Here is a 26,632-nt window from a genome sequence, read left to right as displayed (position 1 = left end):
CCGGTGAGGGTCCAGGTCGACCCCGACCTGTGTGTCGGGCACGGCCGGTGCTACGCCCTGGGCCCCGACGTCTACTCCGCCGACGACTACGGCCACTGTGTGATCCGGGAGCCCGATGTCGCCCCCGAGCACGTCGACCAGGCCCGCATCGGCGCCGCCAACTGCCCCGAGGACGCCATCACGGTCGTGGAGGACTGAGCGGGGCGCCGACCGGTGCTACCGGCCCCGTGGTCAGTGCCTGAGCTCCACCCGTCGGATCTTGCCGCCCGGCGTACGCGGGATGCGCTCGGTGACCCGGACGTCCCGAGGCAGCGACGGGGCGGGGAGCGAGTGCGCGGCGAACGCGCGCAGCGCATCCAGGTCGGGTGGTTCGCCGGGGTCGACGGGCACCACGTGAGCGACGACGCGCTCGCCCCACTCATCGTCGGGTGCGCCGGCAACCGCGACGTCGGCGACACGCGGATGCCCGATGAGCGCCGCCTCCACAGCCGTGGGGCTGACGTTCACACCGCCGGAGATGATGAGATCCTTGATCCTGTCGACCACGCGCAGCCGGTCGGGCTCTCCCCGCGAGCCGGCCGTGAGCTCGCCCACGTCGCCCGTCCGGAGCCAGCCGTCGGCGGTGAAGGCTCTCCGGGTCCGCTCCGGGTCGCGGTGGTAGCCCGGGGTGACGACCGTGCCACGCACCTGGATCTCTCCCCCCTCACCGATGCGAAGGTCCACGCCTGCGTCGGCCACGCCGTCGTGCACACACCCACCCCAGGTCTCGGTCATGCCGTACGTCGCGACGACACGACCGCCGGCCTCTTCCGCGCGCCGTCTCAGGCCGTCGGGCACCGGTCCACCACCCAGGCGCAGGGCGCGGTAGCCGTCGACGGGCACGCCTTCCTCGAGCATCCGGTGGAGCATCGTCGGGACCAGCGACACGATCGTGGCGCCGCTCTCCGTCGGCGCCCGGGCAACGGCGGCCGCGTCGAACGACTCGTGGATGACGAGGCCGTCGCCGCCCAGATGGTGCCGGGCGAGAATTCCGAGGCCGGCCATGTGGTGCAGCGGAAGACAGCACAGCCACGTCTGCGCGGTCCCACCGGCTCCGTGTGCCGCCGAGACGCCGGCAACCATGGCGTGCATGCCCGTGCCCGTGAGCGTGACCGCTGCCGGCGTGCCCGTCGTCCCTGACGTGAGTACCACCGCCACGACGTCGGGCTCCACGGGCGTGCCCGTGGCCACCCGGTGCGGGCCCGACGAGTCGATCAGCCGTGTGGCGTCGAGGCTCTCGACCTGCGCCTCCACCGCGGCGGGCGACGAGGCCGGATCCAGGACCGCGACGGCGTCGCCGGCGTCCCAGGCGTCGCACACCGCCCGGGCCACCGCCGTGCGGGGCATGCGCCCGCCTCCGACGACGGCCACGAGCTCACGCGTCACTGGCGATCCCGGGGGTCCACACGACTAGGCTAACCGTCGGAGTGATCGCTCCCAGAGTGAGGACGCCCATGGAATCCGAGACGACGCAGCCCGCCATCCGCCCCGGCGCCGACTGGGCCCCGGTGGCGCCTCGCGACCGTGACGCCTATGTCGACATCCGCCACGAGGCGGCCGACGGCATGGCCAAGATCACCATCAACCGGCCCGAGGTCCGCAACGCCTTCCGGCCCACGACCCTCTTCGAGCTGCGCGACGCCTTCGACGTCGCCCGCGACGACCCCGGGACGGGCGTCATCGTCCTCACGGGCGAGGGGCCCGATGCATTCTGCTCGGGTGGCGACCAGCGCATCCGCGGCGACGACGGCTACAAGGACGAGCAGGGCATCGGTCGTCTCAACGTGCTCGACCTCCAGATCCAGATCCGTCGCACCCCGAAACCCGTGGTCGCGATGGTGGCCGGCTACGCCATCGGCGGCGGTCACGTACTCCACGTCGTGTGCGACCTCACGATCGCGGCCGACAACGCCCGGTTCGGTCAGACCGGCCCCAAGGTCGGGTCCTTCGACGGCGGCTACGGCTCGGGACTGCTGGCCCGGATGGTCGGGCAGAAGAAGGCCCGTGAGATCTGGTACCTGTGCGAGCAGTACGACGCGCAGGCCGCCCTCGACATGGGTCTGGTCAACACCGTCACGCCGCTTGCCGACCTCGAGGTCACCACGGTCGAGTGGTGCCGGAAGATGCTGCGCCACAGCCCGCTGGCGCTCCGGATGCTGAAGGCGTCGCTCAACGCCGCCGACGACGGCCTGGCCGGGATCCAGCAGCTGGCGGGCGACTCGACACTCCTCTACTACATGAGCGAGGAGGCCCAGGAGGGGCGCGACGCGTACGTCAACAAGCGACCACCCGACTTCGGCCAGTTCCCCAAGCGTCCGTGAGCTCATCGGCCGCGGCGCCCGTGCCGACCGGCTGGCACCTCTGGCTCGCCGGTGCCCGTCCCCGCACCCTGCCCGCAGCAGTGGCGCCGGTTCTGGTGGGCGCTGCTGTCGCGACACACTCGCCGGACCCGGTGTGGTGGCGGGCCCCCGGGGCGCTCGTCGTGGCGCTGGCACTCCAGGTAGGCGTCAACTACGCCAACGACTACTCCGACGGCGTGCGGGGAACCGATGTCGATCGGGTCGGTCCTCTGCGGCTCACCGCGTCGGGGGCAGCGCGCGCGTCGTCGGTGAGGACGGCCGCAGTGGTGTCGTTCGCCGTTGCCGCCGCCGTCGGCCTGCTGCTCAGCCTCGTCGTGAGCCCGTGGCTGCTCCTCGTCGGCGTCGCCGCACTCGCGGCGGGCGTGCTCTACACGGGCGGACCGCGCCCCTACGGCTACTCGGGGCTCGGCGAACTCATGGTCCTCGTCTTCTTCGGCTACGTGGCGACGGTCGGCACCACCTATGTCGTCGCCGAGGAGATCCCGGCCGCTGCATGGTGGGGCGCAACCGGCGTCGGCCTGCTCGCGGCGGCGCTGCTGCTGGCCAACAACATCCGCGACATCGGCACGGACACGTCGGCGGGCAAACACACCCTCGCGGCGCGGGTGGGTGACCGTGCGGCGCGCGTCCTTTACGCAGCGTGCCTGGCCGGCGGAGTTCTCGCTGCCGTCCCGCTGGCCTGGACGAGCCCGTGGGCGCTCATGGCCCTGGTGGCCGGGATCCCCGCCGGTGCTCTCGCACGTGTCGTCGCCCGTGCCCACACGCCACACGACCTGATCCCGGCGCTCGCCGGCACCGGCCGTGTCCAGCTCCTGTGGTCGGCTCTCGCTGCGTGTGGACTGGCGGTGGGATCGTGACCGGGCGCTCAGCTGCGACCGTCGGTCTCCGACGACTCCACGGCCCCGAGGAAGTCCGCCACCAGGCCCGCCACGGTTGCGGGCTTCTCGAGCTGGACGGCGTGGCCGGCGTCGTCCACCACGGCGGGGATCACGTGCGGCCCGGTGGCGTCCGACATGGAGCCGGCGAGCACGGCGAACTTCTCGTCGAGTGCGCCCGCGATGAGCAACGTCGGTGGAGCCAGACCGGCGAGACGGTCCCACACCGGTACCTGCGCGCCGGTCCCGAGTACGCGCAGAGCGGCCGCGAGGCCCTCGGGCTCGTTGTCGAGACGGTCGGCGAGACCGGCGACCTCGGCGGGAAGGGTGGCGAAGAGCGGCTGTGCCAGCCATGCGTCGAGAAAGGCCGCGGTGCCGACCTCCTCGATGCGGGTCGCCAGTTCGTCGTCGGCGTCCGTGCGAAGCGCCCGCTGAACCGGGTCGTCGATCCCGGGCGACGCGCCGATGAGTACGGCGGCCCGCACGACCTCGGGACGGTCGAGGGCGAGGCGCAACACGAGACGGCCCCCGAGGGAGTAGCCGACGTAGGCGGCCTCGCCGCAGCGGTCGCCGAGGTCGGCCGCCACCTCCTCGAACGAGGTCGGCCGGTCCGCCCCGCGGGCGCCGTGCCCGGGGAGATCGACGGTCTCCACGTCGAACGAGTCCGACAGGGCATCCGCAACCGGGCCCCACGACGCGGCAGTCTGGGTGAACCCGTGGACCAGGACGACCTTCACGGACCCATTCTCGCCTGCCGCCGACAGCCGGGGAGAACGCCGTGACGGCACCGGTCGGCGACCGTGACGCCACGACGTCGTTCGCCCGGACGCTCGTCGACGAATGGGTACGGGGTGGAGTCCGGATGGCAGCCCTGGCCCCCGGATCGCGATCGACACCCCTGGCGCTCGCGCTGGCGTCCGACGATCGGATCCGGCTCGAGGTCTTCCTCGACGAGCGGTCGGCGGCCTTCTTCACGCTCGGGTGTGCCCGCGGCGACGGTCGCCCCGCCGTGGTGCTCTCGACCTCGGGGACGGCAGCGGCCAACTTCCATCCCGCGGTCGTCGAGGCCGATCACGGTCGGATCCCACTCATCGTGTGCACAGCCGACCGTCCCGCAGAGCTGCGAGACGTCGGAGCGGGCCAGACGATCGACCAGACCCACCTCTACGGCCGGTCGGTGCGCTGGTTCTGCGATCCGGGGCCGCCCGAGGACCGTCCGGGCGTCGGCCGCGTGTGGCGTTCCCTCGCGGCACGGTCGGTGTGCGAGGCGACGGCCGGAATCCCCGGCCCGGTCCACCTGAACCTCCCGTTCCACGAGCCGCTGGTTCCGACGGGTGCACCGCTCGTCGAGGCACCGGGTCGGCCGGGCGACAGACCCTGGACGTCAGCGGTTCCGGGTGCGAGCCCCGGCGACAGAGCGATCGAGGCCGTCTGCGCTGCGGTTCGAGGTGTCGCACGGGGCGTCGTGGTCGCCGGCTGGGGGACCGACGCCGGGACGGGCGCGGTCGGCGCCTTCGCCGGAAGACTCGGTTGGCCCGTCCTCGCCGATCCGTTGTCGGGTCTCAGGACGGGTGCCGACTCCACGTCGCTCGCGACGGTGACGACCTACGACCTCCTGCTTCGCGACGACGAGCTCGCGCAGCGCCTGCTTCCCGACGTGGTCGTGCAACTGGGTGCGGTCCCGACGTCGAAGGTCGCCGTGTCATGGCTGGACCGTGTTGCGCGGCGAATCGTCGTGGATCGTCCCGGTGGCTGGCCCGACCCGGCACATGGCGCCGACCTCGTCGTCCACGCCGATGCCGACGAACTCCTCGCAGCACCTCCACACGCCTGGACGGCGCGACCGCTCCCGATCCGGCATGGATCGACGCATGGGAGGCCGCCGAGTCGGGCGCGCGCCGGGCCGTCGACGCCGAGCTCGGCCGGTCCGACGAGCTGACCGAGCCACGCATCGCCCACGACGTCGTAGCGGCCGCTCCGCAGGGATCCACACTCGTTGTGGCGTCGAGCATGCCGGTCCGAGACGTCGAGGCGTTCGCGGCCGATCGTCGCGGGTTGCGCATCGTCGCCAACCGGGGCGCCAACGGGATCGACGGACTCGTGTCGACGGCTCTCGGGGTCGCCGCGACCTCCGACGGCCCGACGCTCGCCCTCGTCGGGGATCTGTGCCTTCTCCACGACTCCAACGCGCTGCTCCGGGCCGTCGAGCGCGACATCGACCTCCTCCTCGTCGTTGTCGACAACGACGGGGAGGATCTTCTCGTTCCTTCCCCAGGCCTCCAGTCCGTCGGTCAGCGACAGGTGCTTCGAGGAGGTGTTCGGCACCTCGCACGGCCTCGACCTCGCAGCTCTCGCCACCCTCCACCGGATTCCCGTCGAGCGCGTCGCGACCGCAACCGATCTCGGACGCTCGATGTCGTCAGGGCTGGAGTCCGGGGGTGTCCGGATGCTGATCGCATCGACCGACCGCGCCGCGAACGTCGAGCATCACCGCCGGATCGTGCACGCCGTCGAAGGGCTCGCCTGACCGGAGACGCGTCGGGCTCTGCCGGCCGGGGTCAGCAGCGGGGGTTGCGCGACCAGCGCTCCTCGCACACGTTGCACATCAGCGTGATCCGCCCGTCGGAGGTGAGGCGCATCCCCCACAGGTCCTCGGCGCCGCAGGCCGGGCACTCCAGGCGCCCGTCGAGTGCGGCCGGGAGTGCGATGGTGCGGGTGAGGGTCGGCTTCCCCGCATCACCGTCGGGGTGGAAGCGGAAGGCGGCCCGGACTCCCGGCGCCACGATCCAGAGCGCCTCGGGGCGGAGCCCGTGCAGCCGGGCACGGAGCTTCGACCGCTCGGCGTCCCCCAACGGCCCGTCGTCGTTCAGCCGGTCCAGGAGCTCCCGGCCCTCCTCGTGTGTCGCGCGCGTCTCGCAGGCGACACGGACCTCGTGATCCGCGCCCAGTCCCATGAGGTCGACGCCGTCGTCGAGAACGATCCTGCTGGCGGGCCAGCCGTGCTGGGTGACGAGCTCCCCGAAGGCCTGGAGCTGGACGAGTCGCCGACGGGGGTCGTCCATGTGCGCTCCCCCCGACGGCGGCGCGTAGTCGCGTTGGTGCGTCGGAGGCCCGGCCAGGCGGAAGGACCCGGACTCGAACAGCTCGACGAGCCCTCCCTCGACGAACGTCTCGAGCTCCACGAGATCGGAGGCGGGGAGCTGCCATCTCGTGGGCCCGCCGTCGACCACCCGGCGCTCACGGGCGTAGCCGTGGGCCCACCGACCGATCCTGTCGGTGGTCCGCATCCTCTCGAGGGTCGCCACGGGCACCTCCTGGAACGGTGCGAGTCGGGCCCTGCACGATACGAACCGACGCGTCTGCGGGACCCCAGCGCCGGGCAAAGGGCGGGTAAAGAGTGCGCCGGCCCTCCTACCGAGCAGCTTCCCTGGCGCGCGGGAGGTAGATCTCGAACACGGGAGGGCGCCCGCTCGTCAGCACCAGCCGTCCGTGCTCGAGTTCGACGATCTCGCGTGCGATGGGGAGCCCGAGGCCACTGCTACCGCTCAGGGACACCCCCCGCCGGAACACCTGCGCCCGGGCGTCGTCGGCGATGCCCGATCCCTCGTCGGAGACACGCAGGACGACCGAGTCCTTCTGATCGCCTGAAGCCATGACGACGGTGCCGGCACCGTGCTGCAGGGAGTTGTCGACGAGGGCGTCGAGAGCCTGGCCCACGGCAGCGGGGTTCACCCGCACCTCACTCCGTGACCCGATGTCGACGACGAGCACGCGGCCCCTGGCGGCGAAGACCGGTCGGAACCGCTCCGCGCAACCGTGGATCAGATCGTCTGCTCCCACGACCTCCGCGTCGCCGATGCGACCGCTCTGCGAGAGAGCCAGGAGCTCCTCGACGGTGCCCTCGAGTCGATCGACGACGCGCAGCGTGGTGTCGATCTCGTCGTCGAGATCGGAGCGGTCCTCGATCGTCGCCAGCTCCTCGACCCTGATGCGCAGCGCTGTGATGACCGAGCGCAGCTGGTGGGAGGCGTTCTCGGCGAAGGCACGCTCACGGGAGAGGAGGGCCCCGATCCTGGCGGCTGCCATGTCGAGCTCGCTGCCCACTTTGTCGATCTCGGCCAACCCCGTCGGGCTCGTCCGCACGTCGAATTGGCCGGCGCCGAGCCGTTCGGCGCTGTCGACCAGTGTGTCGAGCGGAGAGGTGAGTCGCCGTGCCGTGAAGACGGCGATCAGAACGGCACCGACCAGTGCCGCGATCCCGACGACGGTGACGATCAGCCAGACCTCGCGGGTTCGGGCGTCGAGAGCGGATCGGCTCGTCGACACCCGCACGGAGGCTTCGTCGTTGATCGGCGCCAGGCGCGACAGGACGGCTCCCTCGATGTCGTCGCCGGCCTTGAAGAGACCACCGCTCACCGTCCGGACCTCCACCTGGTGGTCGTCGGGGGTGAACTCCTCGACGAGCGACTCGTCGAGTGCCGACGGGTCGGCACGGATCTCGCGGTCGAGGCTCGAGGCAGTGGAGAAGGCCTGCTGTTGGAGTCGCTCCACGGCCTGGTCGTGGACGAGCCGTGTACCCACGAGCCCGAGGGGAACACCGAGTGCGGCGATGAGGAGGACGGAGAAGGCGATGAACGCGATGAGGATGCGTTGCCGCATGCTCAGTCGGATTCGAAGCGGTAGCCGACACCCCGGACGGTCGAGATGTACCGGGGCGACGACGCGTTGTCACCGAGCTTCCTCCGGAGCGAGGAGATGTGCATGTCGAGGGTCTTGGTGGACGCCGACCAGTGGATGTCCCACACGTCGTCGATCAGCCGTTCCCTCGTCACGACGCTCCCGGCCTCGCTCATCAGGGCGTGGAGGAGATCGAACTCCTTGGCCGTGAGGTCGAGCTCGGTGTCGCCGGACCAGGCTCGGCGGGCCTCACGGTCGATCCGCACGCCGGTCCCCCCACCGGCTTCCCCACCCCGGTCGTCCCCGTCGCCGGGCACGGTTCCGCGGCGAAGGAGGGCGCGGGCGCGGGCGAGGAGCTCGGCGACGCCGAACGGCTTGGTGACGTAGTCATCGGCGCCGGCATCGAGACCCACGACCGCATCGACCTCACTGGCACGTGCCGTGAGGATGAGGATGGGAAGCCGTCTGTGTGCGGCGCGGAGCTGTCGGCACACCTCCAGTCCGTCGAGGTCCGGAAGCCCGAGGTCGAGGATGACGAGGTCGAAGCGCTCGTCGACACCGAGTTGTGCAGCCGTGGCACCGTTCGACACGACCTCGACACGGTGCTGCTCGCGGCGGAGAACCCGCGCGAGCGGCTCAGCGATGTCGCGATCGTCCTCGACGAGCAGAACCGTGGCCACGGCCGCAGCGTAACGGTGCTGTCTCTAGGGACAGCTGCCGTGTCGGGGGTGGTGACCCGTCCGGGTGGCGGACCATCGCCGGAGACCCGACCACAGGCGGGGGAGCGCGGCGAGAGCCATGAGCCCGAGCACCATGGCCGCCAGCACCATCGTGTCGTTCACGGCGTGTGCCGTTCCGGGCTGTTGCGCCGGTCGCTCCGTCGCCCTGTGCGCCAGCTCGGGCCTCTCAGGTCTCCCCGGGTCCTCTCCACACCCCGACCGTACCGATGACCCGGTCAGCGCGCGCTCACGCGAGGGTCAACAGAGAGTCAACTCACGGGTCGCGGCACGCCGAGAGCCGAGAGCATCGGCGCCAGCTTGGCCTCCGTCTCGTCCCACTCCCGGTCCGGGTCGGAACCACTGACGATGCCCGCTCCGGCGAACAGCCGGGCGAGCGCGCCGTCGAGGAGACCACAGCGGAGCGCAACGGCCCACTCACCGTCGCCGTCGGCACGCACCCAGCCGACCGGTCCGGCGTAGCGCCCGCGGTCGAAGGGCTCCAGCACATCGATGAGGGCGACCGCCCGGTCCCGCGGCGTTCCCCCCACGGCGGGTGTCGGATGGAGAAGGAGAGCGAGGTCGAGGGCGGACGGTACCGCTTCACCGGGGGTGGTGGCGGGGAGCTCGGCGGTGATCCGGGTTGCGAGGTGGGCGACGGAGGGGAGTCGGACGAGCTCGGGAGCGTCGGGAACATCGACGCGCAGCGAGTGGTCCGCGAGCACGTCGGCCACAGCCTCGACGACGACACGGTGCTCGTCGCGGTCCTTTCCCGAACGCGTGAGCGCGGCGAGGCTCGTCGCCGCCGTCGCATCGTCGGCCGAGACCGGAACGGACCCGGCCATCGGTTGCGACTCGACGTGCGGACCAGAACGCCGGATCAGGAGCTCCGGCGAGGCACCGACGAACGAGCGGTCGGAGAACACGAACGCACCGTGCGTCGTCGAGGCGAGGTGACCCAGCACAGCGCCCAGGTGCGCAGCCCCGCCGAGCTCGACGGCGACCTCGCGCGCCAGCACGACCTTCGCCAACTCGCCACGCCGGATCTGCGCGAGCGCGGCGGCGACCATGCGGGCCCATCCGTCGCGGTCGGGAAGCGACGTCGCCGTGGCCGTGCGACCGGACCGCGCCGTGCCCGGTTGCGGGACCTCGGCCCGGTCCCGCAGGGCGTCCGGTGCAGCGGAATACGCCGTGGAGACGTGGAGGTCGTCGTTCCCGCCGGCCACGGTTGTGCGCCACCACGTGCCCGACGCCGTCACCCCGGTGACCGACGTGGGGACACGGAGCATCACCGAGTCGTGCCGGCTCGGATCGAAGGGAAGTGCTCCGCATGCCACGGCGCCGGTCCCGGGAGCTCCGACCTCGTCCTCCACCGTCATGTCCGCGAGGCGGTCGTGGACCTCGTCGAGCGGGTACTCCGCCGCGGACCCTGAGGCGACGAAGCTCCCGCGCGGCGTGATCCACGCGAAGTCGTCACCTGTGACGTGGTCGACCAGTTCCAGGCCCGGGGTGGTGTCGGCGCCGGCGGCGCGGTCGTCGACGGACTGGTTCACGCTCGCGTGCCCACGAGCAGCTGGATCGCCCCGAGGCCGAGAACCTCGCGCTCGACGTCCGGGAATCCACCGGAGCGGAACTGCCGGAGCAGAACCTCCGACTCCGGAAGAGCGTCGGTGGAGGCCGGCAGGTACCGGTAGGCCTCCGCGTCGGACAACCAGGCCCCGATACGCGGCACGATCCGCCCGAAGTAGAACCCGTGTGCCGCCCGCACAACGGAGCTCGTCGGCCGGGCGGTCTCGAGCACGGCGACGCGGCCTCCACTGCGCAGGGCCCGGTGGCACTCGCCGACGAAGGCCTCGACATCGGAGAAGTTCCGGAGCCCGAAGCCGCAGACGATGCCGTCGACGCCACCGGCCGCGACGGGAAGCGTGAGGGCATCGGCGCGCACGAGCGGCTCACGGGTCCGGGCCCTCCGCAGCATCCCCGCCGAGAAGTCGACGCCGACGGGCCTGTACCGCCGGTCGGCCAGGGCACGGCAGAGGTCGCCGGTTCCGCACGCGACGTCGAGCACCACGCTCCACGACGGGAGTTGCAGGGTCTCGACGGTCCGACGGCGCCACCGTTCGTCCTGTCCTCCCGTCATGATCCGGTTCACGAGGTCGTAGCGCGGCGCGATCGTGTCGAACATCTCCTCGACGACAGCGGCCTTTTGGTCCGGCGCGGGCAGGACCGCGTCGTGCACGCGGCGCTCGGTCACGGGACGTCCGGCGAGCCCGAGTCGAGCCGAACCGCCTCGGCGTCGGCGGCAGCCAGCTCCGCGGGCTCGCCCACTGCCGCCAGGTGCTCCTGGGCTACCTGGAGCAGGACGCGTCGGAAGTGATGCTCCACGAGAGCCGTCACCGACGGCAGGAGGACCCGGAACGCCTCCACGAGACGCTGTGCCTTCTCGTCGTCGGTGAGGTCAGCGTCCTGCAGAGGCTCACGGACGTGCTCGTCGAACAGGGCGACGGCCTCTTCGGCCACATCGTGCACGGAGTCGTGGTAGCGGCGCGCGAGCCCGAGGAGCTCGGGGAGCGGGAGACCGGTCTCCAGGAGCCGGAGCCCGGCGCGGACGATCTCGACGTCGGCGACGGTGAAGGTGGGCTGTCCCTCCGACAGGCGCGGCACGAGGAGACCCTCACGCACCACGGCTTCGACGATGGCCGGGGGTACGCCGGCTCGTTCGGACAACGCGGTGGCGCTGAGCAGCTCGGCGTCGGTGGCGACGTCCTCGGCCTGCGCGACGGCTGCAGCGAGCGGAACGTCGGTGGCGTCCAGCTCCCCGTCGAGGATCCGGCCGATCACGGCGAGGGGGAACCCCTCTCGCTGGAGGTCGCGGATCCGCCCCAGGCGCTCGAGGTGGTCCGGGCCGTACCAGGCGATGCGCCCCTCACGGCGGGGCGGCGGCAGGAGCCGGCGCTTCTGGTAGAAGCGGACGGTGTCGACCGAGACATCACCGCGGCGAGCGAGCTCCTCCACGCGCCAGCTCTCCCGCTCGGTCGTTGTCATGAGCAACGATTCTAGGAGCAGTTACTCCCTATGTCGGCTCCGGACGGTGGTGTCTCCGGGGCCCTCAGCCGCTCGTCCACGCCGGGTCGCGCTTCTCGGCGAACGCCAGTGGGCCTTCGAGCGCGTCGGGGTGTGAGAAGACCTCCGCCAGGAGGTCCTTCTGGAAGTCCCAGGCGGCGTCCTCCTCGAGGTCGACCGACTCGCGCATGATGCGCCGCGAGTTGCGTACCGCCAGCGGAGCGTTGGCCGCGATGCGATCGGCGAGTGACAGCGCCTCGTCGACGACACCGCCCGGCTCCACGACACGGTTGACGAGGCCGAGCACACGGGCACGTTCGGCGTCGATGGGATCACCGGTCATGGCCAGCTCGAGGGCGACGGCGGTGGGGACGCGCCGCGGGAGTCGGATGACGCCTCCGGCAGCGGCGATGAGCCCGCGCTTCACCTCGGGAATCCCGAAGCGCGAGTCGGTACCGGCGACCACGAGATCACACGACAGGACGATCTCGAACCCGCCCGCCAACGCCGGCCCGTTGACCGCGGCGATCAGCGGCTTCGGGAAGTTCCGTTGCACCACACCGGCGAAGCCGTAGTCGGGATGGGCGATGCTGTCGATCTTCCCCTCCGCCGCGAGCTTGAGGTCGGCTCCTGCCGAGAACACCTCTCCGGCACCGGTGAGAACCACGACCCGGACCGACGTGTCGGCCTCCAGGTCGTCGAGCACCTCGGTGACCGACTCGGTGACCTCGCCGCTGACGGCGTTGCGCGCCTCGGGACGGTTGAGCGTGACGAGGGCGCTCGAGCCGTGTCGCTCGGTCGTGACAATGGGTTCGCCGGCCTTGTTCGTGTGCACGTCTGGCCTTCCTCGGTCTCGTGGGTTCTCGGCGACGGTGGTCGGCGACGCTACCCGCTCGCTGCTGTGTGTGTCGGGGTCACATCGAGCGCAGCGAGGAGCGACTGTCGTTGCGTGGCCAGCCACGCGAGTGCGCCACCGTAGAGAACGGCCGCTCCGGCGACGGTGACCCGGAGCCCGATGCGGTCGCCGACGGCACCCTGGAGAAGAGATCCGAGAGGGAAGAGGCCACCGAGGATCATCATGAGCACGCTCATCACCCGGCCGCGCATTTCGTCGGGGGCGCGCAACTGGCCGATCGTGGTGAAGCTCGAGAGCGCGCCCAGGTACACGGCACCGACCACGAAGATCGCCACCACAGCCGGCCAGATGGAGGGTGCGAGCGCGTAGAGCACGAGTGCGGGCGGCAGGAGCCAGACGGACACCAGGAGCGTGCGGCGCGATCCCAGCCGCGCCTGGATCGAACCGAACAGGACGCCCGTGACGACGGCGCCGAGGCCCTGGGCCGACACGAGCGCTGCCGTACCCCCGGTCCCCGCGTCGAACACCTTGATGGCCATGGCGGGGATGAGGCCGATGAACGGTGCGGCGAGGAAGACGGTGACCAGCATGTACACGAGCGTTGCCCGGATCCCCGGCTCGTTGCGGACATACCGGAAGCCGTCGGTGATCGTCTCCCAGAGCCGCGTGACGACGGGCTTCTGGCGGCGCAGGGGAAGGATCACCAGCACGGCCATCACGGCCGCGTAGCTGGCCGCATTGATCCCGAAGGCCCAGCTGTACCCCCCGAGCTTGATGGCGATGCCCGCGCACGCCGGTCCGATGACACGCCCGAGATTCCACTGGGCCGACGCGAGTGCCACCGCACCCGGGAGGTCGTCGCGGGGGACGAGCTCGGGCAGGATCGCCTGGTAGGCGGGGAACCCCAGAGCCCCGAAGCACCCGGCAACGAACACGATGAGCGTCACGGCCCCCGGCGACGGAACGCCTCCCAGAGCCAGGAGTGTCAGCACCACGGCAAGAGCGCACTGCACGCCCATGGTGCCGAGCAGCAGCAGCCGGCGGTGGTAGCGGTCGGCGAGCGCACCACCCAGTGGGCTGAGAAAGGCGTTGGGAGCGAAGGCGGCGACCGCCACGAGCCCGGTCCAGCCTGCCTGGTCGGTCGTCTCCGTCACGAGGACGCCGACGGCCACGGCCTCCATCCAGCGCCCGATGTTGGAGACGAACGCGCCCGACCACAGGAGGGTGAACGGGCGGTACCGGAAGGCGCTGAGCGAGCGGGGAAGCGGCATCCGGCCACGCTACCGGCGCGGTCCGCAGGGCCGCCCGGTTCCACGGGGCCCGGGGCGTGTCGTGGTCAGAGGGCGGTCCGGGGGCACGTACGATGGTGTGCAGCATGTCGCCTCCAGAGTCGGAGTATTCGAGGTCGACCGCCCGGCGGCGGTCGACCGTGTGGGCCTGGGTGTTCCTGGCGGTCCTGCTGGTGGCGGCCGTCATCGTCTGGCAGGTTCGCCGACTCCAACTGGCCGGCGCCTCCGAGGCACGTTTCGACGCAGCGACCCACGCGCTCGCCGAGGACGGGCTCGAGCGCGCGCTCGAGCCCTACGCGCGTTTCGTGGACGAACTCGCAGCGAAGGCTGAGGGAGATGGCCTGACGCGCGAGGAGTTCCTCGCCGACCCCGGGATCGACTCCATCGAGTCCAAGTTGCCCGCCAACTACGCGGCGATCATCACCGAGCGCACACCCGACGAGGATCTCCCCGCGCTCGGCGAGAGGATCTCGACGTTCGAGGGGAGTTTCGGGACACCGACCGTCGTGGCCCTCGACCCGGGTACCGGCAGGACCCACCAGGTCATCGTGCACGCTGCGCCGGATCTCACCCGGTTCAACGCGATCGGGCTCGACGTCGACTTCCTGATCTCTGAGGGGTCACTGCTCGAATCGACCGACACCGGCGCTGCGCTCGTCGGCGTCGTCGACTTCACGCTGATCGACGAGATCCCCCAGCTCCTCGACGGGTCGAAGACTCCCGAGGACCTGCTCGAGGCCGAGGCTTCGGGGCCGACGAGCGACCCCGGTACCCAACCGGTCGCCAGGGACTGGCTGGGAATCATCGCCGCGCCCTGGTTCGATGCAACCGGTGAACCAGCCGGCGTGGCTGCGATGGTCGTGTTCCTGGAAGCGGCGGTCGCGCCGGCCGTCCAGGCCGAGCCGGGGATCGGGCTGGATATCGAGGGTCCCATCACCGAGATCCCCCTCTTCCAGGAACTCCAGCCCGGTGGTGAACACCTCCTCGCAGCCATGCCGGGTCCACCCGTCCGGATCGTGGGCGATGGATACCGGGGACAGGACGAAGCGACGGTCTTCGGTGCTCCGTGGCAACTCGGCTTCACGGAGATGGAGGGCTTCCCGGAGACCGGGACCGCCGAGGAGTGGGTCTGGTTGGGTGCAGGGGTCCTCATCAGCCTCGCGCTGTTCGGGCTCGCCTATTCACAGCTCCGTGCACGCGACCGTGCGTACGAGATGGTCGACGAAGCCACCGCCGACCTGCGTGTGAGCGAGGAGCGGTTCCGTCGTGCCTTCGAGAGCGAGAAGGAGCTCGCGGAGCGCCTCCGGGAGGCCGACGAACTCAAGGCGGAGTTCGTGTCGATGGCGTCCCACGAGCTGCGGACGCCCCTCACCGCCGCCACCGCCTTCGTCGACACCGTTCTGCTTCAGTGGGACCGCCTCGACGACGACAAGCGCAAGGAGCTCCTCTCCCGGGCATCGGGGAACGCCAAGGAGCTCACCCGGCTCATCGACCAGCTCCTCGCCTCGGTCCGGCTCGACGATGCCGCGATGGCCGTCGAGCCCGAGCCGCTGGGTCTGCTGAGTCTCGTGTCCGGCGTCGTCGAGCCGATCGCTCCGTTGCTCGCCGACCACGAGCTCGACATCGAGATCGACGACGCCATCACGGTCATGGCCGGGAGCGAGGCCTTCAGCCACGTTCTCGGCAACTTGCTGACGAACGCCGCCAAGTACTCCGAGCCCGGCACACCCATCCGCGTGTCGGCGCGTCGAACGGCAAGCACGGACGGGGACGATGGTGCCGGAATGGTCGCCATTTCCGTGTCCGACGAGGGAGACGGCATCCCACCGGAGGATCTGGAGCGGGTCTTCGAGCGGTTCTTCCAGTCCACGGCGTCCACCCGCTCGTCGCGGGCCGGTCTGGGTGTCGGGCTCGCCATCGTCCGGCGCTACGTCGAGGCACTGGGCGGTGAGATCAGCGTCGCCAGTACCGTCGGGGAGGGCTCGACGTTCACCTTCACCCTTCGGGACGCCACGGCGCCGTCCGAGCCGTCCGGGGGTGGTGGCGCGCAGGACGAACCGGCGCGGACCTGAGGACTGCGACGCTCAGGTCGCTCGAACGGTCACGTCCGGACGGTTGGTCATGGGTTCCAGGATCACGACGGGCTCGAGACGCCCCGAGAAGCGCCGGAACGCGGGAAGGAGAGCGGCACCCGTGAGGGCGACGAGGAGCGCGTTGGCCAGCGCACCGGCTGCGTCCCACCCGAGCGACGTGGCGACGTAGAACGACCAGTAGTGCGAGACGGTTTCGGCGATGCTGAGGTCAGGGTTCCACGCCAGGTCTCCGTCGCCGATGGCGAATGGCCAGAACCACAGGTTCAGGATGGCCCCGTAGATGAAGCCCCACACCCACGCGTAGGCAGCGAGTGCGGTGATTTCGAGGCGGGGGTCGAGCGACACGGTCACACGGCCGAGGAGTCCTGCGCCACCGCCCATCCACGCCAGGCCGAGCATCTGGAACGGGAGCCAGGGCCCGATACCCCCCGTCAGGACGGCCGAGGTGGCCATCGACGTGAAGCCGAGCAGCAGACCGAAGCGCGCACCGAACGCGGCGCCGGCCAGGACGACGACGAAAAAGATCCCGCTGCCGCCGCCGGGCAGGTCGAGGAGGCGCAGGAGCCCGGCGACCGCCGACAGGACCCCGAGGATCGCGATCGTTGCGCCATTCATGGTTCCCCGGCGCACCTCGAGTGCCATCGCACCCACCACGAGCAGCCCGAGCGCGGCGGCCACGATCGGGGCGTCGCCGGCGTGGCCGGTGCCCGGGATGGCTTCGGCGGGAAGGAAGAACGGGTACAGGAACGCCGCAGCCCCCACGACGACGGCCAGCGTGTACACGAGGCTCGGCCGGATCCGGTCCAGGAGCCTCACGGGGTGTCCGCCTCCGACAACGCGCGCTCCACTTCACCGACCGTCAGGAACGGTGGGACGACCCGTAGCGTCTGAGGGGCGAACAGCGAGTCGGTGAGGACCTCGCGCGCATCACCCGACGCCACGATGTCACCGTCACCGAGGACGATGGCCCGTGTGGCGACACGCGCCGCGAGCTCGACGTCATGGGTGGCGAGTACCGCAGCGCCACCACCGGCAGTGTGCTCACGGAGCGCGTGCTCGAGGGCCGTGCGCGACTCGGCGTCCATGCCGCGGGTCGGCTCGTCGAGAAGGAGGACCCGGGCACCTCCCACTGCGACCGCGGCGACAGCCGCACGTTGCCGCTCACCCGACGACAGCGTGCGCGGATGTCGGTCGGCGAGTGCGGTGAGCCGGAGCCTGTCGAGCCAGTGATCGACCCGGGCGCCATCGCTGTCTCCCTGTGCGGTGGTCGGGGAGCGGGTGGACGTCCCGCGGCGGGCTGTGAGACGGAGGGTCTCGAGCAGTTCCTCGCGCACCGTGGGGCGGAAGAGCATGGCGTTCGGATCCTGTGGAACGTACGCGACGGTGGCCGACCGCGTGACGCTCCCGGCGTGCTCGTCGTGGAGCCCGGCGAGGGTGGTGAGCAGGCTCGACTTCCCGCTCCCGTTCCGCCCGAGAACGACGACGACCTCACCCTCCCGTACCTCGGAGTCGACGTCGCGCAGGACGGTCGTGGCGCCCTGTCGGATCTCGAGGCGGGAGGACGACACGAGAACGTCGCCGGGGCCCTCGGCTCCCGCGCCGTGCGAGCGGGGCGGCTCACCCAGCCGGGCCGGACGCGACTGCGCGAACCCGCGCGCCTGCTTGACGGTGAGCGGCAGAGGCTCCCAGCCCAGGACACGCCCGAGGTGCGTCACCGTCGGAGCGCCGGAGTACGCCGACACCGTCGTTGCCGGGTCACCGATCGCCGTCACCGTCGCGGCCGCATCACTGCTGCGCGCCAGGACGGCGGCGCGGTCCGCCATCGGCGCAGCGCGCTCGAGTCTGTGCTCGGCGAGGAGCACCGTGGTGCCGAGGTCGGCGTTGAGCCGTGCGAGGGCCGACAGGACGTCGTCGGCGCCCTGCGGATCGAGCTCGGACGTCGGCTCGTCGAGAACGAGAACAGCGGGGGCCAGCGCCAGCGCTCCGGCGACCGCCGCACGCTGCCGCTCGCCACCCGACAGCGTGCCCGGCGAGCGTCCGCGCAGGTGAGCGATACCGAGCGCATCGAGCGCCTCCTCCACGCGTCGGCGCATCGTGGCGGGATCGGCTCCGAGGTTCTCGAGCCCGAACGCGATGTCCTCTTCCACGCGGTCGACGACGAAATGGGCCTCGGGATCCTGGTGCACGAAGCCCACCACATCGGCGAGCTCCCGCGGCGTCTCGTGGCGTGTGGAGCGCCCGCCCACCACGACCTCGCCGCGGAACGAGCCACCGGTTGCGTGGGGAACGAGACCGTTGACGCAGCGCAGCAACGTGCTCTTCCCCGATCCGGAGGAGCCGACGACCAGCAGCACCTCACCGGACGCGATGGAGAGATCAAACTCCTCGAGCACCGGGTCGTCCGCCCGGCCGGGGTACGCCACGCCGACACGGCGGAAGTCGACACCGGTCACGAGATGTGCTCCCGGGTCGGCGCCGGTCGGAGCGCGAGCGGGACGGCGAGGCCCAGGAGCGCGAGGACCACGAGTGCGTTGACATCGGGAATGTGGAGGGGGTAGGCGCTCCAGCTCAGCGACCCCTCGTCGGCCATGGAGAAGCCGGCGACGACGACCGGCGTCATGACGGCCGCCGCCATCACCAGCCAGTCGGCGGGTTGGAAGCTCCGCGCGCGGTATCGCGAACGACGCACCGAGCGGGAGGAGCCGACGACGGCGGCGGTGAGCAACGCCGTTCCCGCGAAGGCGAGACCGGCGGCGGCGAGGTCCTGTTGTCCGACGAGCGCCACGAACGCCCCGCCGAGCGCGAGCAACGCGCCCAGCCCACACCACGCCGCCACATGGTCCGCACGAGTCGGCGCCAGGCGCGCGAAACCGCGGGAGTCCATCGACTCACTGAGATGGATCGCACGCTCCATACCGGTTTCGAGGACGGGAAGCGTGTTGCGCAGCCACCGCCCGCGGCGGGCCGGACGACCCCCCGTTCGGGCTCGGTCGGCGAGACGCACGTCGCGTATCGCCCCGACCGTCGCCGGCGCAACGGCCAGCGCCACGGTGACGACGAGGCCAGGCTCGTAGAAGGAGCGCGGGGCGGTCTGTACGAGCTCGTAGTGGGACACGACGGCGTTGAAGGCGCCGAAGGCAGCCACCAGGCCGACGATGGCCAGACCTTCTGCCGCCGACTGGAGCACGACCTCGAGCTCTACCGACCCACCGACGGTGAAGCCACCGAGCATCCGGGGGAGGGTGGCATCGGGCAGCGTGAACAGCGTGCGGCCCGCGCCGTGTGCCGTGAGAGCGGTGAGGACGATGCGAATGACAGCGAAGCTCGCCCCGAGGAGGAGGAAGGCGGGGAAGGCCCGCGCGAGCGCCGTGTCGCGGCCGTGGACCTCCACGACCAGGGCCGACAGCACGATGACGACCACGACGTACACCGGGCTCGGCGCGAGCTGTACCGTCGTTCCGGCCGCGATCGCCCAGACCAGCCACGTCACAGCATGGAGAGATGGTCGATCGTCCACGGCCGCCTACTGTCGCACGCCCTACGACGGAAGATCCGAGCGGCCCACACGGAGGCGACACCTCGTGTGGAGTGGCGGGAGCACGGCACCTGTGCCTACCCTCACCTCCGACGAGGAGCGCACGTACCCGGATGTGCGTGCCGCCCCGCTCCGGCGGGGTGGGGGAAGCCGGTGCAAGTCCGGCGCTGACCCGCAGCTGTGACCGGTCCCGGAGCCCTGCTCCCGCCGGAAGCCAGGAAACCCACCTCGTTCACCGGGTCCACCCGGTGATCCGTCAGCAGACCGCCCTCGGGCGGGAACACAGGGCCCTCGTGGAACAGGGGCCCCCGGAGGTGGGACATGTCCCGTCGAGTCGTCATTCCTGCGCTGTTCAGCGCGCTCGCCTGCGTCGTGTGGTCTTTGCCCGTCGGGGCAGCATCACCCGCGAACGAGGGAGCGGCCGCCGCCGCCGTCTCGTACCTCGCAGCGTCCCAGTTGCCATCGGGCGGGTGGGACACCTCGGACCCCGGCGACTTCGCCTGTGGCTTCTCGACCGCCGACGTTGCACTGGCGATCGCCGAGACCGGCCAGACCGGGACGGCGTGGAGCGCCGCCGAGGCCGACGCAGCGATCGACGCGGTCGCCAACAGCTCGCACTCCGCATGGGACTACCTGGACGACCAGGCCGAGGGTCTCTGCGGTGGGCCACCGAGCGTCGGAAAGTCCGCACAGCTGATCGTCCTGGCCGCCGCAGCGGGCCAGGACCCCGCCGCCTTCGACCCGAGCGACGACGGAACGCCGGTGGACCTCGTGGCGATCCTCGACGCGGGCATCGGCGACGGCTCGTACGGGTCGATCTACACGACGCCTCTCGCCGCGTTCGCCAACGTCGCTCTCGGACGCACGGTTCCGGTCGAGACGGTGGGGTGGCTCCTGGCGCAGCAGAGTTCCAACGGAGGTTTCGAGACGGGCCTCGGAACCGATGTCGACTCGACGAGCCTCGTCGTGGCCGCGCTCATCGCCGGTGGTGTCGACCCCCAGGGCGACGTCATCACCGACGCACTCGGGTTCCTGGCCGGCCTCCGGAAGGCGGACGGCGGCTTCACGTCCTTCAACGCCGACGACCCGTCGAACCCGAACTCGACGGCCGTCGCGATCATCGGGATCACGGCGGCGGGCTGGGACGCCGAGGAGACCTGCTGGTCGGGCGCCGACCCGGCCACATACGTCTCCCCCGACCAGTACCTGCGCTCGACCCAGACCGTCGACGGAAGCTGGCCCGGCTTCTCGCCGGCGTTCGCCTCCGCCCAGGCGGTTCAGGGACTGCTCCGGTCCGTCCTGCCGCCGGTCGTGGCTCCCGCACAGACCTGCGAGGTCGGTCGTGTCGACCCCGTGGACCCGTCGGGTTCCGGTGATCCGTCGGGGACGGCGGCTCCCGCTCCCGGGTCCGACCCGGTCGGCGGGGCGGGCGGCGAGGGTGCCGGTGGAACCGCACCGACACTTCCGGCGACCGGCGTGACCTCGGCCGGGATGGCGCTCGCCATCGGTCTGGTGCTCGTCCTCATCGGCGTGTCGGCCGTTGTCACCTCACGGCGACGGCTGGAGGTGTGACGTGAGGCGCCTCGTCGCGGTCGTCGCATTCCTGGCGCTCGCGGGCGTCGGTCTCTTCGGGACCCCCCAGGCCGGCGACACGGGTGTCCTCGAGTCGGCCGCAGGGCTGCGACCCGGTGTGGCCGCAGCCGCGGGCTCCAACAGCGCGGGGGTGGTCATCGACAACGGCAGCTCGGTGCGTCGCGTGTGCATCCACTTCAACGGCACCCTGACAGGTGTCGAGGCGCTACAACGCGCGGCGAGCGTGACCGTTGCACCTTTCGGTGGTCTCGGCGTCGCGGTCTGCGCGATCGACGGTGTGGGATGCCCGGGTGACAAGTCCTGCCTCACATGCCAACAGCCGAAGTTCTGGTCGTACTCGCGCGCACCTGCGGGGTCGAGCGGCTTCAGTACCTCGTCCGGAGGAGCCTCATCGAGCACCGTTCGCGACGGTGACGTCGAAGGATGGCGCTGGGGCGGCGGGAAGCCGGCGTACGCCTCTGCCGACGAGATCTGCGGCAACGCCGCGCCTCCACCTCCCGCTCCGTCGCCACCGCCCGTCTCGAACGGCGGTGGAGGCGGTGGGTCGCAGGGCGCCTCCGGAGGGTCCGGCGGCGCCCCGGCGTCGAACACCGCCGGTGGCGGTGGATCGGGTACGGAGGGTCAGGGGGGTCGGCCCGCCGCCGACGGTCCTGTTGACGTCGCCGGCGAGGAGGAGACCCCCGACGAAGGTCCCGACTCCACAAACGCGACGTCGACCACCGCGGCATCCGCAAACGATGCCGGTGACGGCGTCGGCGGGGGGGAACCTGATGACGACGCCGAGAGCGCTCTGGCTGTAGCCGACGACTCCACCGGTTCATCGGGAGCATCGGTGGTCGGGTTCGTCGTGCTCGGGCTCGTTCTCGCCGGGGCGGCTGCGGTATTCCTGGTCCTGCGGATGCGCTCGCGCTCCTGACGGCTCCCGGCCCGACCGCGAGCCACTGTCCCGAGTCGTCGGGGAACGGGTTCACCGCGAGGTCGCGTGCTCGACACCGATCCGGCGGCCGTAGTCGACCCGGAACCCGAATGACGGTCGCCGGTATCTCCGGTGAGGCAGGATGGGGCGTCCGCTGACACACGAGGCTCGGAGGCATGGACGACAACGTTCTCGTCGCGCTGGCGGCGATCGTCGTGCTCGGCGTCGGTTGTCAGTGGGTGGCGGCCAAACTCCGGCTGCCATCCATCGTCCTGCTACTGATCGCCGGAATCCTCGCCGGACCGGTCACGGGCCTCATCGAGCCCGATGAGCTGTTCGGTGAGACGCTGTTCCCCGGAGTGTCGCTGGCGGTCGGTCTGCTCCTGTTCGACTCCGGCCTCGGCCTCCGTTTCGACGACCTGGCCGGTGGGGTCCGCCGCCCGGTCATCCGCCTGATCACCATCGGTGTCCTGATCACCGGCTGCCTCACCGCCGCCGCGGCGTTTCTCATCTTCGATCTCCCCTTCCAGTTCGCTCTTCTCCTCGGGGCGATCCTCGTCGTGTCGGGACCGACCGTCGTCGGACCGATCCTGAGCCTGGCGCGGCCACGGGAGCCTGCCGGTTCCGTGCTCAACTGGGAGGGGACGTTCGTCGACCCCATCGGTGCCGCTCTGGGCATCCTCGTGCTCAACGTCGTCGTCCTGGATGATGCGAGTCCACTGCACCAGGGTCCCGACACAATCGCCGTGGGCATTCTCGTCGGCCTGGTCGCTGCGGCTCTGCTCGTTGCCTCGCTCCGGTGGTTCCTGATCCCCGACGACCTCGAGGTCGGGGTCGCCGTGCTCTTCGCGGTTGCCGCCTTCGCCACCGCCGACACGGTCCAGTCGGAGGCAGGGCTGATGTCCTGCACCGTTCTGGGTGTGGCACTCGCCAACCAGCCGTGGGTCCCCGTGAACGGAATCTCCTTCTTCCACCGATCACTCGGCTCCCTCATCATCGGGAGCCTGTTCATCGTTCTCGCGGCCCGAATTGATCTCGGCGATCTCGTCGACATCATCCCGGGCGCCGCAGTTCTCCTCGCGGTTCTCGTGATCGTGATCCGGCCGGCCGCCGCCTTCGCCGCCACGGCGTTCAGCAGTCTCCCGATCCGCGACCGTGCGTTCATCGCATGGATGGCGCCCAGGGGAATCGTCGCAGCGGCAACGGCCTCGCTGTTCACGCTTCAGATCGAGGACAACGGCAAGCACTTCGACGACCTCGTTCCGATCACGTTCGCCGTCATCATCGGGACCGCCGTCGTGTACGGCCTCTCCGCCTATCCGGTCGCCAGGCTCCTCGGCGTGTCCCGCGGCCGGCCGCAGGGAATCGTTCTCGTCGGCCGCAGGCCCTGGCTCCTGTCGCTGGCGTCGGAGCTCTCGTCCGCAGGCGTCGATCTTGGTGTCGTGGCCACGGGCGCATACGACCTGGAAGCCGAGATCGAGGGTTTCGAGATCTACACAGGTCCGTTGACGGAGGAGGCGATGGCCGAGGTGCTCGACGGGAAGTCGCATGTCCTCGTGGCATCGGACAACGACGAGCACAACCTCCTCGCTGCACGGATCTGCATCGACGTCATCGGACGGTCCGGGGTGTTCGTACTCCCGCACTCGGATCTCGATGTGCGTGAGGCGCGGGAGCCCTTCAGTGCGCGTGCCTCGCAGGAGCACCTCGAGAACCTCGTGTCGCGCGGGGCGACCTTCACGACACTCGATGACGAAGGTTTCGTCGCCCGCGCTGAGGACGGCCGGATGGCTGCGGTCCTCATCGGGCCCGACGGCTCTCTCCGCCTCGATCCAGGCTCCAAGCCTCTCCGGAAGGGCGAGATTCTCGTCGCTCTCGACGGCTTCGAGCCCGCTTGAGGCTCGAATCCCCGCGGACCTCCACTATGGCGGTTTCACCTCGAGTTGGCCGTGGGCGGTGAGTGTCACGGTCCAGCGGTGTTCGTGGACTCGGCTGTGGTGTGTTCGACATAACAGGACGCAGTTTTGGGCCGAGGTGGTGCCGCCGTTCGCCCAGTGGACGATGTGGTGGGCGTTGAGGTTGCCCTAGTTAGGCGGACATGTTGATGTGGTTGTTCTCGTGGTCGTTGGGTGTGTTGTAGCCGATGGCGGAGTGCAGCCGCTGACGATTGTGGAAGTCGATGTGTCGAACGAGTGCTCGTCGAGCACTGGTCCGGTCCGGCGGGGTGTCATTGGGATAGATCGCCTCGTTCTTGAACGACGAGAACCATGACTCGATGAGGGCATTGTCGAGAGCAGATCCGACGTTGCCCATGGATGGATGCATGCCGGCATGTTCGACGGTGCTGAGCCATGCCCGCGAGGTGAACTGGTAGCCGCGGTCACTGTGCACGATCCCTCCGGGTGTCGGTTGTCGGGCGGCGGTTGCCATCGCGAGTGCTTCGATCGGAAGTTCGTTGGTGTGGCGGTCGTTCGTCGCCCAGCTGATGACCTTGCGGCTGAACGCATCGATCATCACTGCAGCGAAAAGCCAACCCCTTTGAGTCCGAATCTGAGTGATGTCGATGCACCACAGCTTGTTCGGGCCCTCGGTGCCGAAGTCACGTCGAACGAGGTCAACGATCTCTGGGCGTCGACGAGGCGGAGCAGAACGAGGCCGGTATCGCGTTCTGCCTCGTCGAGCCTGCAATCCCGCGTTGCGCATGAGCCGAGCGACACGGTTGCGCCCCGCGCAGTGCTCGCGTCGGCGCAGCTCCTGGTGGACTCGCGGTGATCCATAGGACGGGAAGTCCGCGTGAACTGCTCGGATCTGAGCGAGCAACTGCTCGTTGGCTCGGTGACGTGGCCCCGGACACCCCCGACGTTGACGCCATCCGTAGAACCCCGACCGGGACACACCCAGGACTCGGCACGCCACCGCAACACGCATCTGTGGACGCTTGGCCTTCTCCGTCTCGATCCAACGGTAAATCGCTACTGGTCCGTCTTGCGAGCGAAGAAGGCCAACGCTTTTCCCAGAATCTCGAGCTCTTCCTCCTTTTGACGGAGCTTCCGCCGCAACGCCGTGACCTCCTCGCGTTCTGCGAACGTCAACGCAGCGTCGTGACCCTCATCGACCCGGGCGGCCTTCACCCAGTTCGCCACCGACGTAGGTGAAAGATCGAACTCCTTCGCGACGTCGACATACGTTCGCTCGCCTTCCCGATACAACTCGACAATTCGAGCCTTGAACTCCGGTGGATATTGCGCCATGGAAATGACTCTCCTCCCTCACGAGCTGGAACTCCAGCCCGAAGTGTCCGCCACTCCAGGGCAACCTCACGTCGCACCAGCCGGGTGGGCGGTCGCATCCGGGCCAGGCGCATCCGCCGTCCCGTACGACGAGTGCCCGTCGGATGTGGGTGGGCACTGTCGCCGTTTTGCGTCCGATGTCGAGGGGTTGGCTGGCGCCGTCGGTGATGATGCGGGTCACGCCGGCGTCGCAGGCGAGGCGTCGGGCTGCTTCGCCGCTGAGGGCGACGCCGTTCTCCAGTTCGGCGGCGGGAACACCGGCACGTCGTTGGAGTGTTTCGAGATCGACGATGACCGACAGGTGGGGGCGTTCGCCTCCGGTTGCGGGGAGCCGACCCGAGTCGAGTGCCTTCCAACAGGTGGCGACCAGAGCGTCAGCCAGCCGCCGTGAGGTGCTGCGTGGCGGTGTGTGGAACCGGTCGCGCCGTGGGGTGTCGTGGGTGTCGGCCACCGCCGGCATGAGCGAATCGAGTGCTGTCTTGATGATGGCACCGCCTTCGGCGTCGAACTCGCCTCGCAGGTGATACCGACCGTCGAGGGACTGCGACATGTGCAGGTGGCGTCGTGAGACGGCGTCGATCTCGTCGGACACGACGATCTGGGGTTCGACCGCATGACGGAAGTGCACGGTGGCCTTGCGGAGGTTGGCCGGGTCCATCTGTCGGGCGGCGTCGGCGAAGATCCGTTCACCGGCTGCGACCGCGTCGGCCACAGCGTCGGCGTCGACTGTTGTGGTGCCGTCGAGTCCTTCGGTGAGTTCGGTGCCCGCCACGATCACGTTCACGTGGTCGCGCGAGATCTCACCGGCGGCGAACGCCTCGGCAGTGGTCGGCAGCTCAGGCAGTCGTCGGGCGGCCTTGACGCGACTCGACGCTGCGGGGCCTGTCATGCGGCCGTGATGACGCAACCAGCCCTGAACGGACGCTGCACCGTCGAGGCGCCACTCACCTGACGTGTCGAACTCAGCCAGCTCCGCTGCGAATCGGGCCTCGAGATGGTTGATCTCCCCCAGGAGCTCCAGGAGCCTCCGACCCGACGGCCCCGCCGGATCAGCCGGCGGCCCCGGTGCGCGCCGCACACGCGGAAGACGAAACGTCCGGGACGCGCCACTCACGCCGGGCTCACCCGGATCCCCGTCCCCGCCCGCATCACCCGGGCCCGCACCGTCGTCGGCCTGGTCGGACACTGTCATCTTCACCCCCTTCGGATCTCCGACCGCGCGCAGCCAAGGACACGCGGCCGTAGCCAACGGGAGAAGAAACCGACCAGCGGAACACACCCGCCGCATCGACAGAACCAACCTAACAACCCGGTGTGACACCTACGCCGG

General features: G+C 70.3%; 25 protein-coding genes, 1 pseudogene and 1 riboswitch. Of the genes and pseudogenes, 9 read left to right on the top strand and 17 right to left on the bottom strand.

Annotated elements, in window-relative coordinates; all coding sequences use genetic code 11:
- Nucleotides 1-3: 3 nt before the first annotated feature.
- On the top strand, nt 4-198 hold the full coding sequence (locus tag R3A49_08700) for a ferredoxin (GenBank protein ID MEZ5170807.1): 195 nt from the start codon (nt 4-6) through the stop codon (nt 196-198).
- Between the two features lie 33 nt (nt 199-231).
- Here R3A49_08700 and R3A49_08695 read toward each other — a convergent pair whose 3' ends face one another.
- Nucleotides 232-1,425: a class I adenylate-forming enzyme family protein gene (locus tag R3A49_08695; GenBank protein MEZ5170806.1), complete on the bottom strand. Its 1,194-nt coding sequence runs from the start codon at nt 1,423-1,425 to the stop codon at nt 232-234.
- Nucleotides 1,426-1,604: 179 nt separating this feature from the next.
- Here R3A49_08695 and menB point away from each other — a divergent pair, with 179 nt between their 5' ends.
- Both menB and R3A49_08685 read left to right on the top strand, forming a co-directional pair.
- Nucleotides 1,605-2,360: a 1,4-dihydroxy-2-naphthoyl-CoA synthase gene (gene menB, locus R3A49_08690; GenBank protein MEZ5170805.1), complete on the top strand. Its 756-nt coding sequence runs from the start codon at nt 1,605-1,607 to the stop codon at nt 2,358-2,360.
- A complete protein-coding gene (locus R3A49_08685; protein ID MEZ5170804.1) occupies nt 2,357-3,256 on the top strand; it encodes a 1,4-dihydroxy-2-naphthoate polyprenyltransferase in 900 nt (299 codons plus the stop codon). The genes menB and R3A49_08685 overlap by 4 nt, the downstream gene beginning before the upstream one ends.
- 8 nt (nt 3,257-3,264) lie before the next feature.
- Here the strand turns inward: R3A49_08685 and R3A49_08680 are convergent, their stop codons facing one another.
- Nucleotides 3,265-4,011 carry an alpha/beta fold hydrolase gene (locus R3A49_08680; GenBank protein ID MEZ5170803.1) on the bottom strand — a complete coding sequence of 249 codons (747 nt, stop codon included), beginning with the start codon at nt 4,009-4,011 and terminating at the stop codon, nt 3,265-3,267.
- A gap of 41 nt (nt 4,012-4,052) precedes the next feature.
- Here R3A49_08680 and menD point away from each other — a divergent pair, with 41 nt between their 5' ends.
- Together menD and R3A49_08670 are read left to right on the top strand one after the other, a co-directional pair.
- Nucleotides 4,053-5,213: a 2-succinyl-5-enolpyruvyl-6-hydroxy-3-cyclohexene-1-carboxylic-acid synthase gene (gene menD, locus R3A49_08675; protein ID MEZ5170802.1), complete on the top strand. Its 1,161-nt coding sequence runs from the start codon at nt 4,053-4,055 to the stop codon at nt 5,211-5,213.
- A gap of 294 nt (nt 5,214-5,507) precedes the next feature.
- Nucleotides 5,508-5,801 (top strand): hypothetical protein, encoded by a 294-nt coding sequence (locus R3A49_08670; GenBank protein MEZ5170801.1) that lies wholly within the window; start codon nt 5,508-5,510, stop codon nt 5,799-5,801.
- A 31-nt stretch (nt 5,802-5,832) separates the two neighbouring features.
- On the opposite strand, the gene R3A49_08665 is transcribed toward R3A49_08670, so the two are convergent.
- The 9 genes from R3A49_08665 to R3A49_08625 all read right to left on the bottom strand — a co-directional run bounded on the left by R3A49_08665 (nt 5,833) and on the right by R3A49_08625 (nt 13,857).
- The gene (locus tag R3A49_08665; protein ID MEZ5170800.1) at nt 5,833-6,579 is read right to left on the bottom strand and encodes a hypothetical protein; all 747 of its coding nucleotides are present in this window, start codon (nt 6,577-6,579) and stop codon (nt 5,833-5,835) included.
- A gap of 106 nt (nt 6,580-6,685) precedes the next feature.
- Nucleotides 6,686-7,933 (bottom strand): ATP-binding protein, encoded by a 1,248-nt coding sequence (locus R3A49_08660; protein MEZ5170799.1) that lies wholly within the window; start codon nt 7,931-7,933, stop codon nt 6,686-6,688.
- Between the two features lie 2 nt (nt 7,934-7,935).
- A complete protein-coding gene (locus R3A49_08655) occupies nt 7,936-8,631 on the bottom strand; it encodes a response regulator transcription factor (GenBank protein ID MEZ5170798.1) in 696 nt (231 codons plus the stop codon).
- Nucleotides 8,632-8,655: 24 nt separating this feature from the next.
- Nucleotides 8,656-8,793 carry a hypothetical protein gene (locus R3A49_08650; protein MEZ5170797.1) on the bottom strand — a complete coding sequence of 46 codons (138 nt, stop codon included), beginning with the start codon at nt 8,791-8,793 and terminating at the stop codon, nt 8,656-8,658.
- A 146-nt stretch (nt 8,794-8,939) separates the two neighbouring features.
- On the bottom strand, nt 8,940-10,220 hold the full coding sequence (locus R3A49_08645; GenBank protein MEZ5170796.1) for an isochorismate synthase: 1,281 nt from the start codon (nt 10,218-10,220) through the stop codon (nt 8,940-8,942).
- Nucleotides 10,217-10,921 carry a ubiquinone/menaquinone biosynthesis methyltransferase gene (locus tag R3A49_08640; protein ID MEZ5170795.1) on the bottom strand — a complete coding sequence of 235 codons (705 nt, stop codon included), beginning with the start codon at nt 10,919-10,921 and terminating at the stop codon, nt 10,217-10,219. Before R3A49_08640 ends, R3A49_08645 begins: the two co-directional genes overlap by 4 nt.
- Nucleotides 10,918-11,712, bottom strand: a complete 795-nt coding sequence (locus R3A49_08635; protein MEZ5170794.1) for a MerR family transcriptional regulator — start codon at nt 11,710-11,712, stop codon at nt 10,918-10,920. The genes R3A49_08640 and R3A49_08635 overlap by 4 nt, the downstream gene beginning before the upstream one ends.
- 64 nt (nt 11,713-11,776) lie before the next feature.
- Nucleotides 11,777-12,565 carry a crotonase/enoyl-CoA hydratase family protein gene (locus R3A49_08630; GenBank protein ID MEZ5170793.1) on the bottom strand — a complete coding sequence of 263 codons (789 nt, stop codon included), beginning with the start codon at nt 12,563-12,565 and terminating at the stop codon, nt 11,777-11,779.
- Between the two features lie 50 nt (nt 12,566-12,615).
- Nucleotides 12,616-13,857, bottom strand: coding sequence for an MFS transporter (locus tag R3A49_08625; protein ID MEZ5170792.1), 1,242 nt, complete (start codon nt 13,855-13,857; stop codon nt 12,616-12,618).
- A gap of 104 nt (nt 13,858-13,961) precedes the next feature.
- On the opposite strand from R3A49_08625, the gene R3A49_08620 reads away from it, so the two are divergent.
- Nucleotides 13,962-15,947, top strand: coding sequence for a HAMP domain-containing sensor histidine kinase (locus tag R3A49_08620; GenBank protein ID MEZ5170791.1), 1,986 nt, complete (start codon nt 13,962-13,964; stop codon nt 15,945-15,947).
- Between the two features lie 12 nt (nt 15,948-15,959).
- Here R3A49_08620 and R3A49_08615 read toward each other — a convergent pair whose 3' ends face one another.
- Genes R3A49_08615 through R3A49_08605 form a run of 3 tightly spaced genes read right to left on the bottom strand, consistent with a single transcriptional unit; the run spans nt 15,960 to nt 19,485 of the window.
- A complete protein-coding gene (locus R3A49_08615; GenBank protein MEZ5170790.1) occupies nt 15,960-16,784 on the bottom strand; it encodes an ECF transporter S component in 825 nt (274 codons plus the stop codon).
- Nucleotides 16,781-18,421: an ATP-binding cassette domain-containing protein gene (locus tag R3A49_08610; protein ID MEZ5170789.1), complete on the bottom strand. Its 1,641-nt coding sequence runs from the start codon at nt 18,419-18,421 to the stop codon at nt 16,781-16,783. The genes R3A49_08615 and R3A49_08610 overlap by 4 nt, the downstream gene beginning before the upstream one ends.
- Nucleotides 18,418-19,485 (bottom strand): hypothetical protein, encoded by a 1,068-nt coding sequence (locus R3A49_08605; protein MEZ5170788.1) that lies wholly within the window; start codon nt 19,483-19,485, stop codon nt 18,418-18,420. Before R3A49_08605 ends, R3A49_08610 begins: the two co-directional genes overlap by 4 nt.
- A 161-nt stretch (nt 19,486-19,646) precedes the next feature.
- A riboswitch (cobalamin riboswitch) is annotated at nt 19,647-19,728 on the top strand.
- A 96-nt stretch (nt 19,729-19,824) separates the two neighbouring features.
- Here R3A49_08605 and R3A49_08600 point away from each other — a divergent pair.
- From R3A49_08600 to R3A49_08590, 3 genes are all read left to right on the top strand, one after another.
- Nucleotides 19,825-21,075 (top strand): prenyltransferase/squalene oxidase repeat-containing protein, encoded by a 1,251-nt coding sequence (locus tag R3A49_08600; GenBank protein MEZ5170787.1) that lies wholly within the window; start codon nt 19,825-19,827, stop codon nt 21,073-21,075.
- 1 nt (nt 21,076) lies between these two features.
- A complete protein-coding gene (locus R3A49_08595) occupies nt 21,077-22,012 on the top strand; it encodes a hypothetical protein (protein ID MEZ5170786.1) in 936 nt (311 codons plus the stop codon).
- A 176-nt stretch (nt 22,013-22,188) separates the two neighbouring features.
- Complete coding sequence (locus R3A49_08590; protein MEZ5170785.1) at nt 22,189-23,910, top strand: cation:proton antiporter; 1,722 nt, start codon at nt 22,189-22,191, stop codon at nt 23,908-23,910.
- Between the two features lie 24 nt (nt 23,911-23,934).
- On the opposite strand, the pseudogene R3A49_08585 reads toward R3A49_08590, so the two are convergent.
- From R3A49_08585 to R3A49_08575, 3 genes and pseudogenes are all read right to left on the bottom strand, one after another.
- Nucleotides 23,935-24,078: pseudogene (locus tag R3A49_08585) on the bottom strand (HNH endonuclease signature motif containing protein).
- Nucleotides 24,079-24,100: 22 nt separating this feature from the next.
- Nucleotides 24,101-24,970: an IS3 family transposase gene (locus R3A49_08580; GenBank protein MEZ5170784.1), complete on the bottom strand. Its 870-nt coding sequence runs from the start codon at nt 24,968-24,970 to the stop codon at nt 24,101-24,103.
- Between the two features lie 150 nt (nt 24,971-25,120).
- Nucleotides 25,121-26,494 carry a DUF222 domain-containing protein gene (locus R3A49_08575; GenBank protein ID MEZ5170783.1) on the bottom strand — a complete coding sequence of 458 codons (1,374 nt, stop codon included), beginning with the start codon at nt 26,492-26,494 and terminating at the stop codon, nt 25,121-25,123.
- Nucleotides 26,495-26,632 lie beyond the last annotated feature (138 nt).

The sequence above is a fragment of the Acidimicrobiia bacterium genome (genome assembly GCA_041394025.1).
Lineage (GTDB): Bacteria > Actinomycetota > Acidimicrobiia > IMCC26256 > JAOSJL01 > JAOSJL01.
The sequence above is the reverse complement of the archived record's forward strand: the minus strand, read 5'-3'. Positions and strand labels throughout refer to the sequence as shown.

Coding starts and splice junctions, on each gene's coding strand:
- R3A49_08590 (MEZ5170785.1), top strand. CDS start 22,189: ATGGACGACAACGTTCTCGTCGCGCTGGCGGCGATCGTCGTGCTCGGC.
- R3A49_08620 (MEZ5170791.1), top strand. CDS start 13,962: ATGTCGCCTCCAGAGTCGGAGTATTCGAGGTCGACCGCCCGGCGGCGG.
- R3A49_08575 (MEZ5170783.1), bottom strand. CDS start 26,494: ATGACAGTGTCCGACCAGGCCGACGACGGTGCGGGCCCGGGTGATGCG.
- R3A49_08625 (MEZ5170792.1), bottom strand. CDS start 13,857: ATGCCGCTTCCCCGCTCGCTCAGCGCCTTCCGGTACCGCCCGTTCACC.
- R3A49_08600 (MEZ5170787.1), top strand. CDS start 19,825: ATGTCCCGTCGAGTCGTCATTCCTGCGCTGTTCAGCGCGCTCGCCTGC.
- menB (MEZ5170805.1), top strand. CDS start 1,605: ATGGCCAAGATCACCATCAACCGGCCCGAGGTCCGCAACGCCTTCCGG.
- R3A49_08660 (MEZ5170799.1), bottom strand. CDS start 7,933: ATGCGGCAACGCATCCTCATCGCGTTCATCGCCTTCTCCGTCCTCCTC.
- R3A49_08635 (MEZ5170794.1), bottom strand. CDS start 11,712: ATGACAACGACCGAGCGGGAGAGCTGGCGCGTGGAGGAGCTCGCTCGC.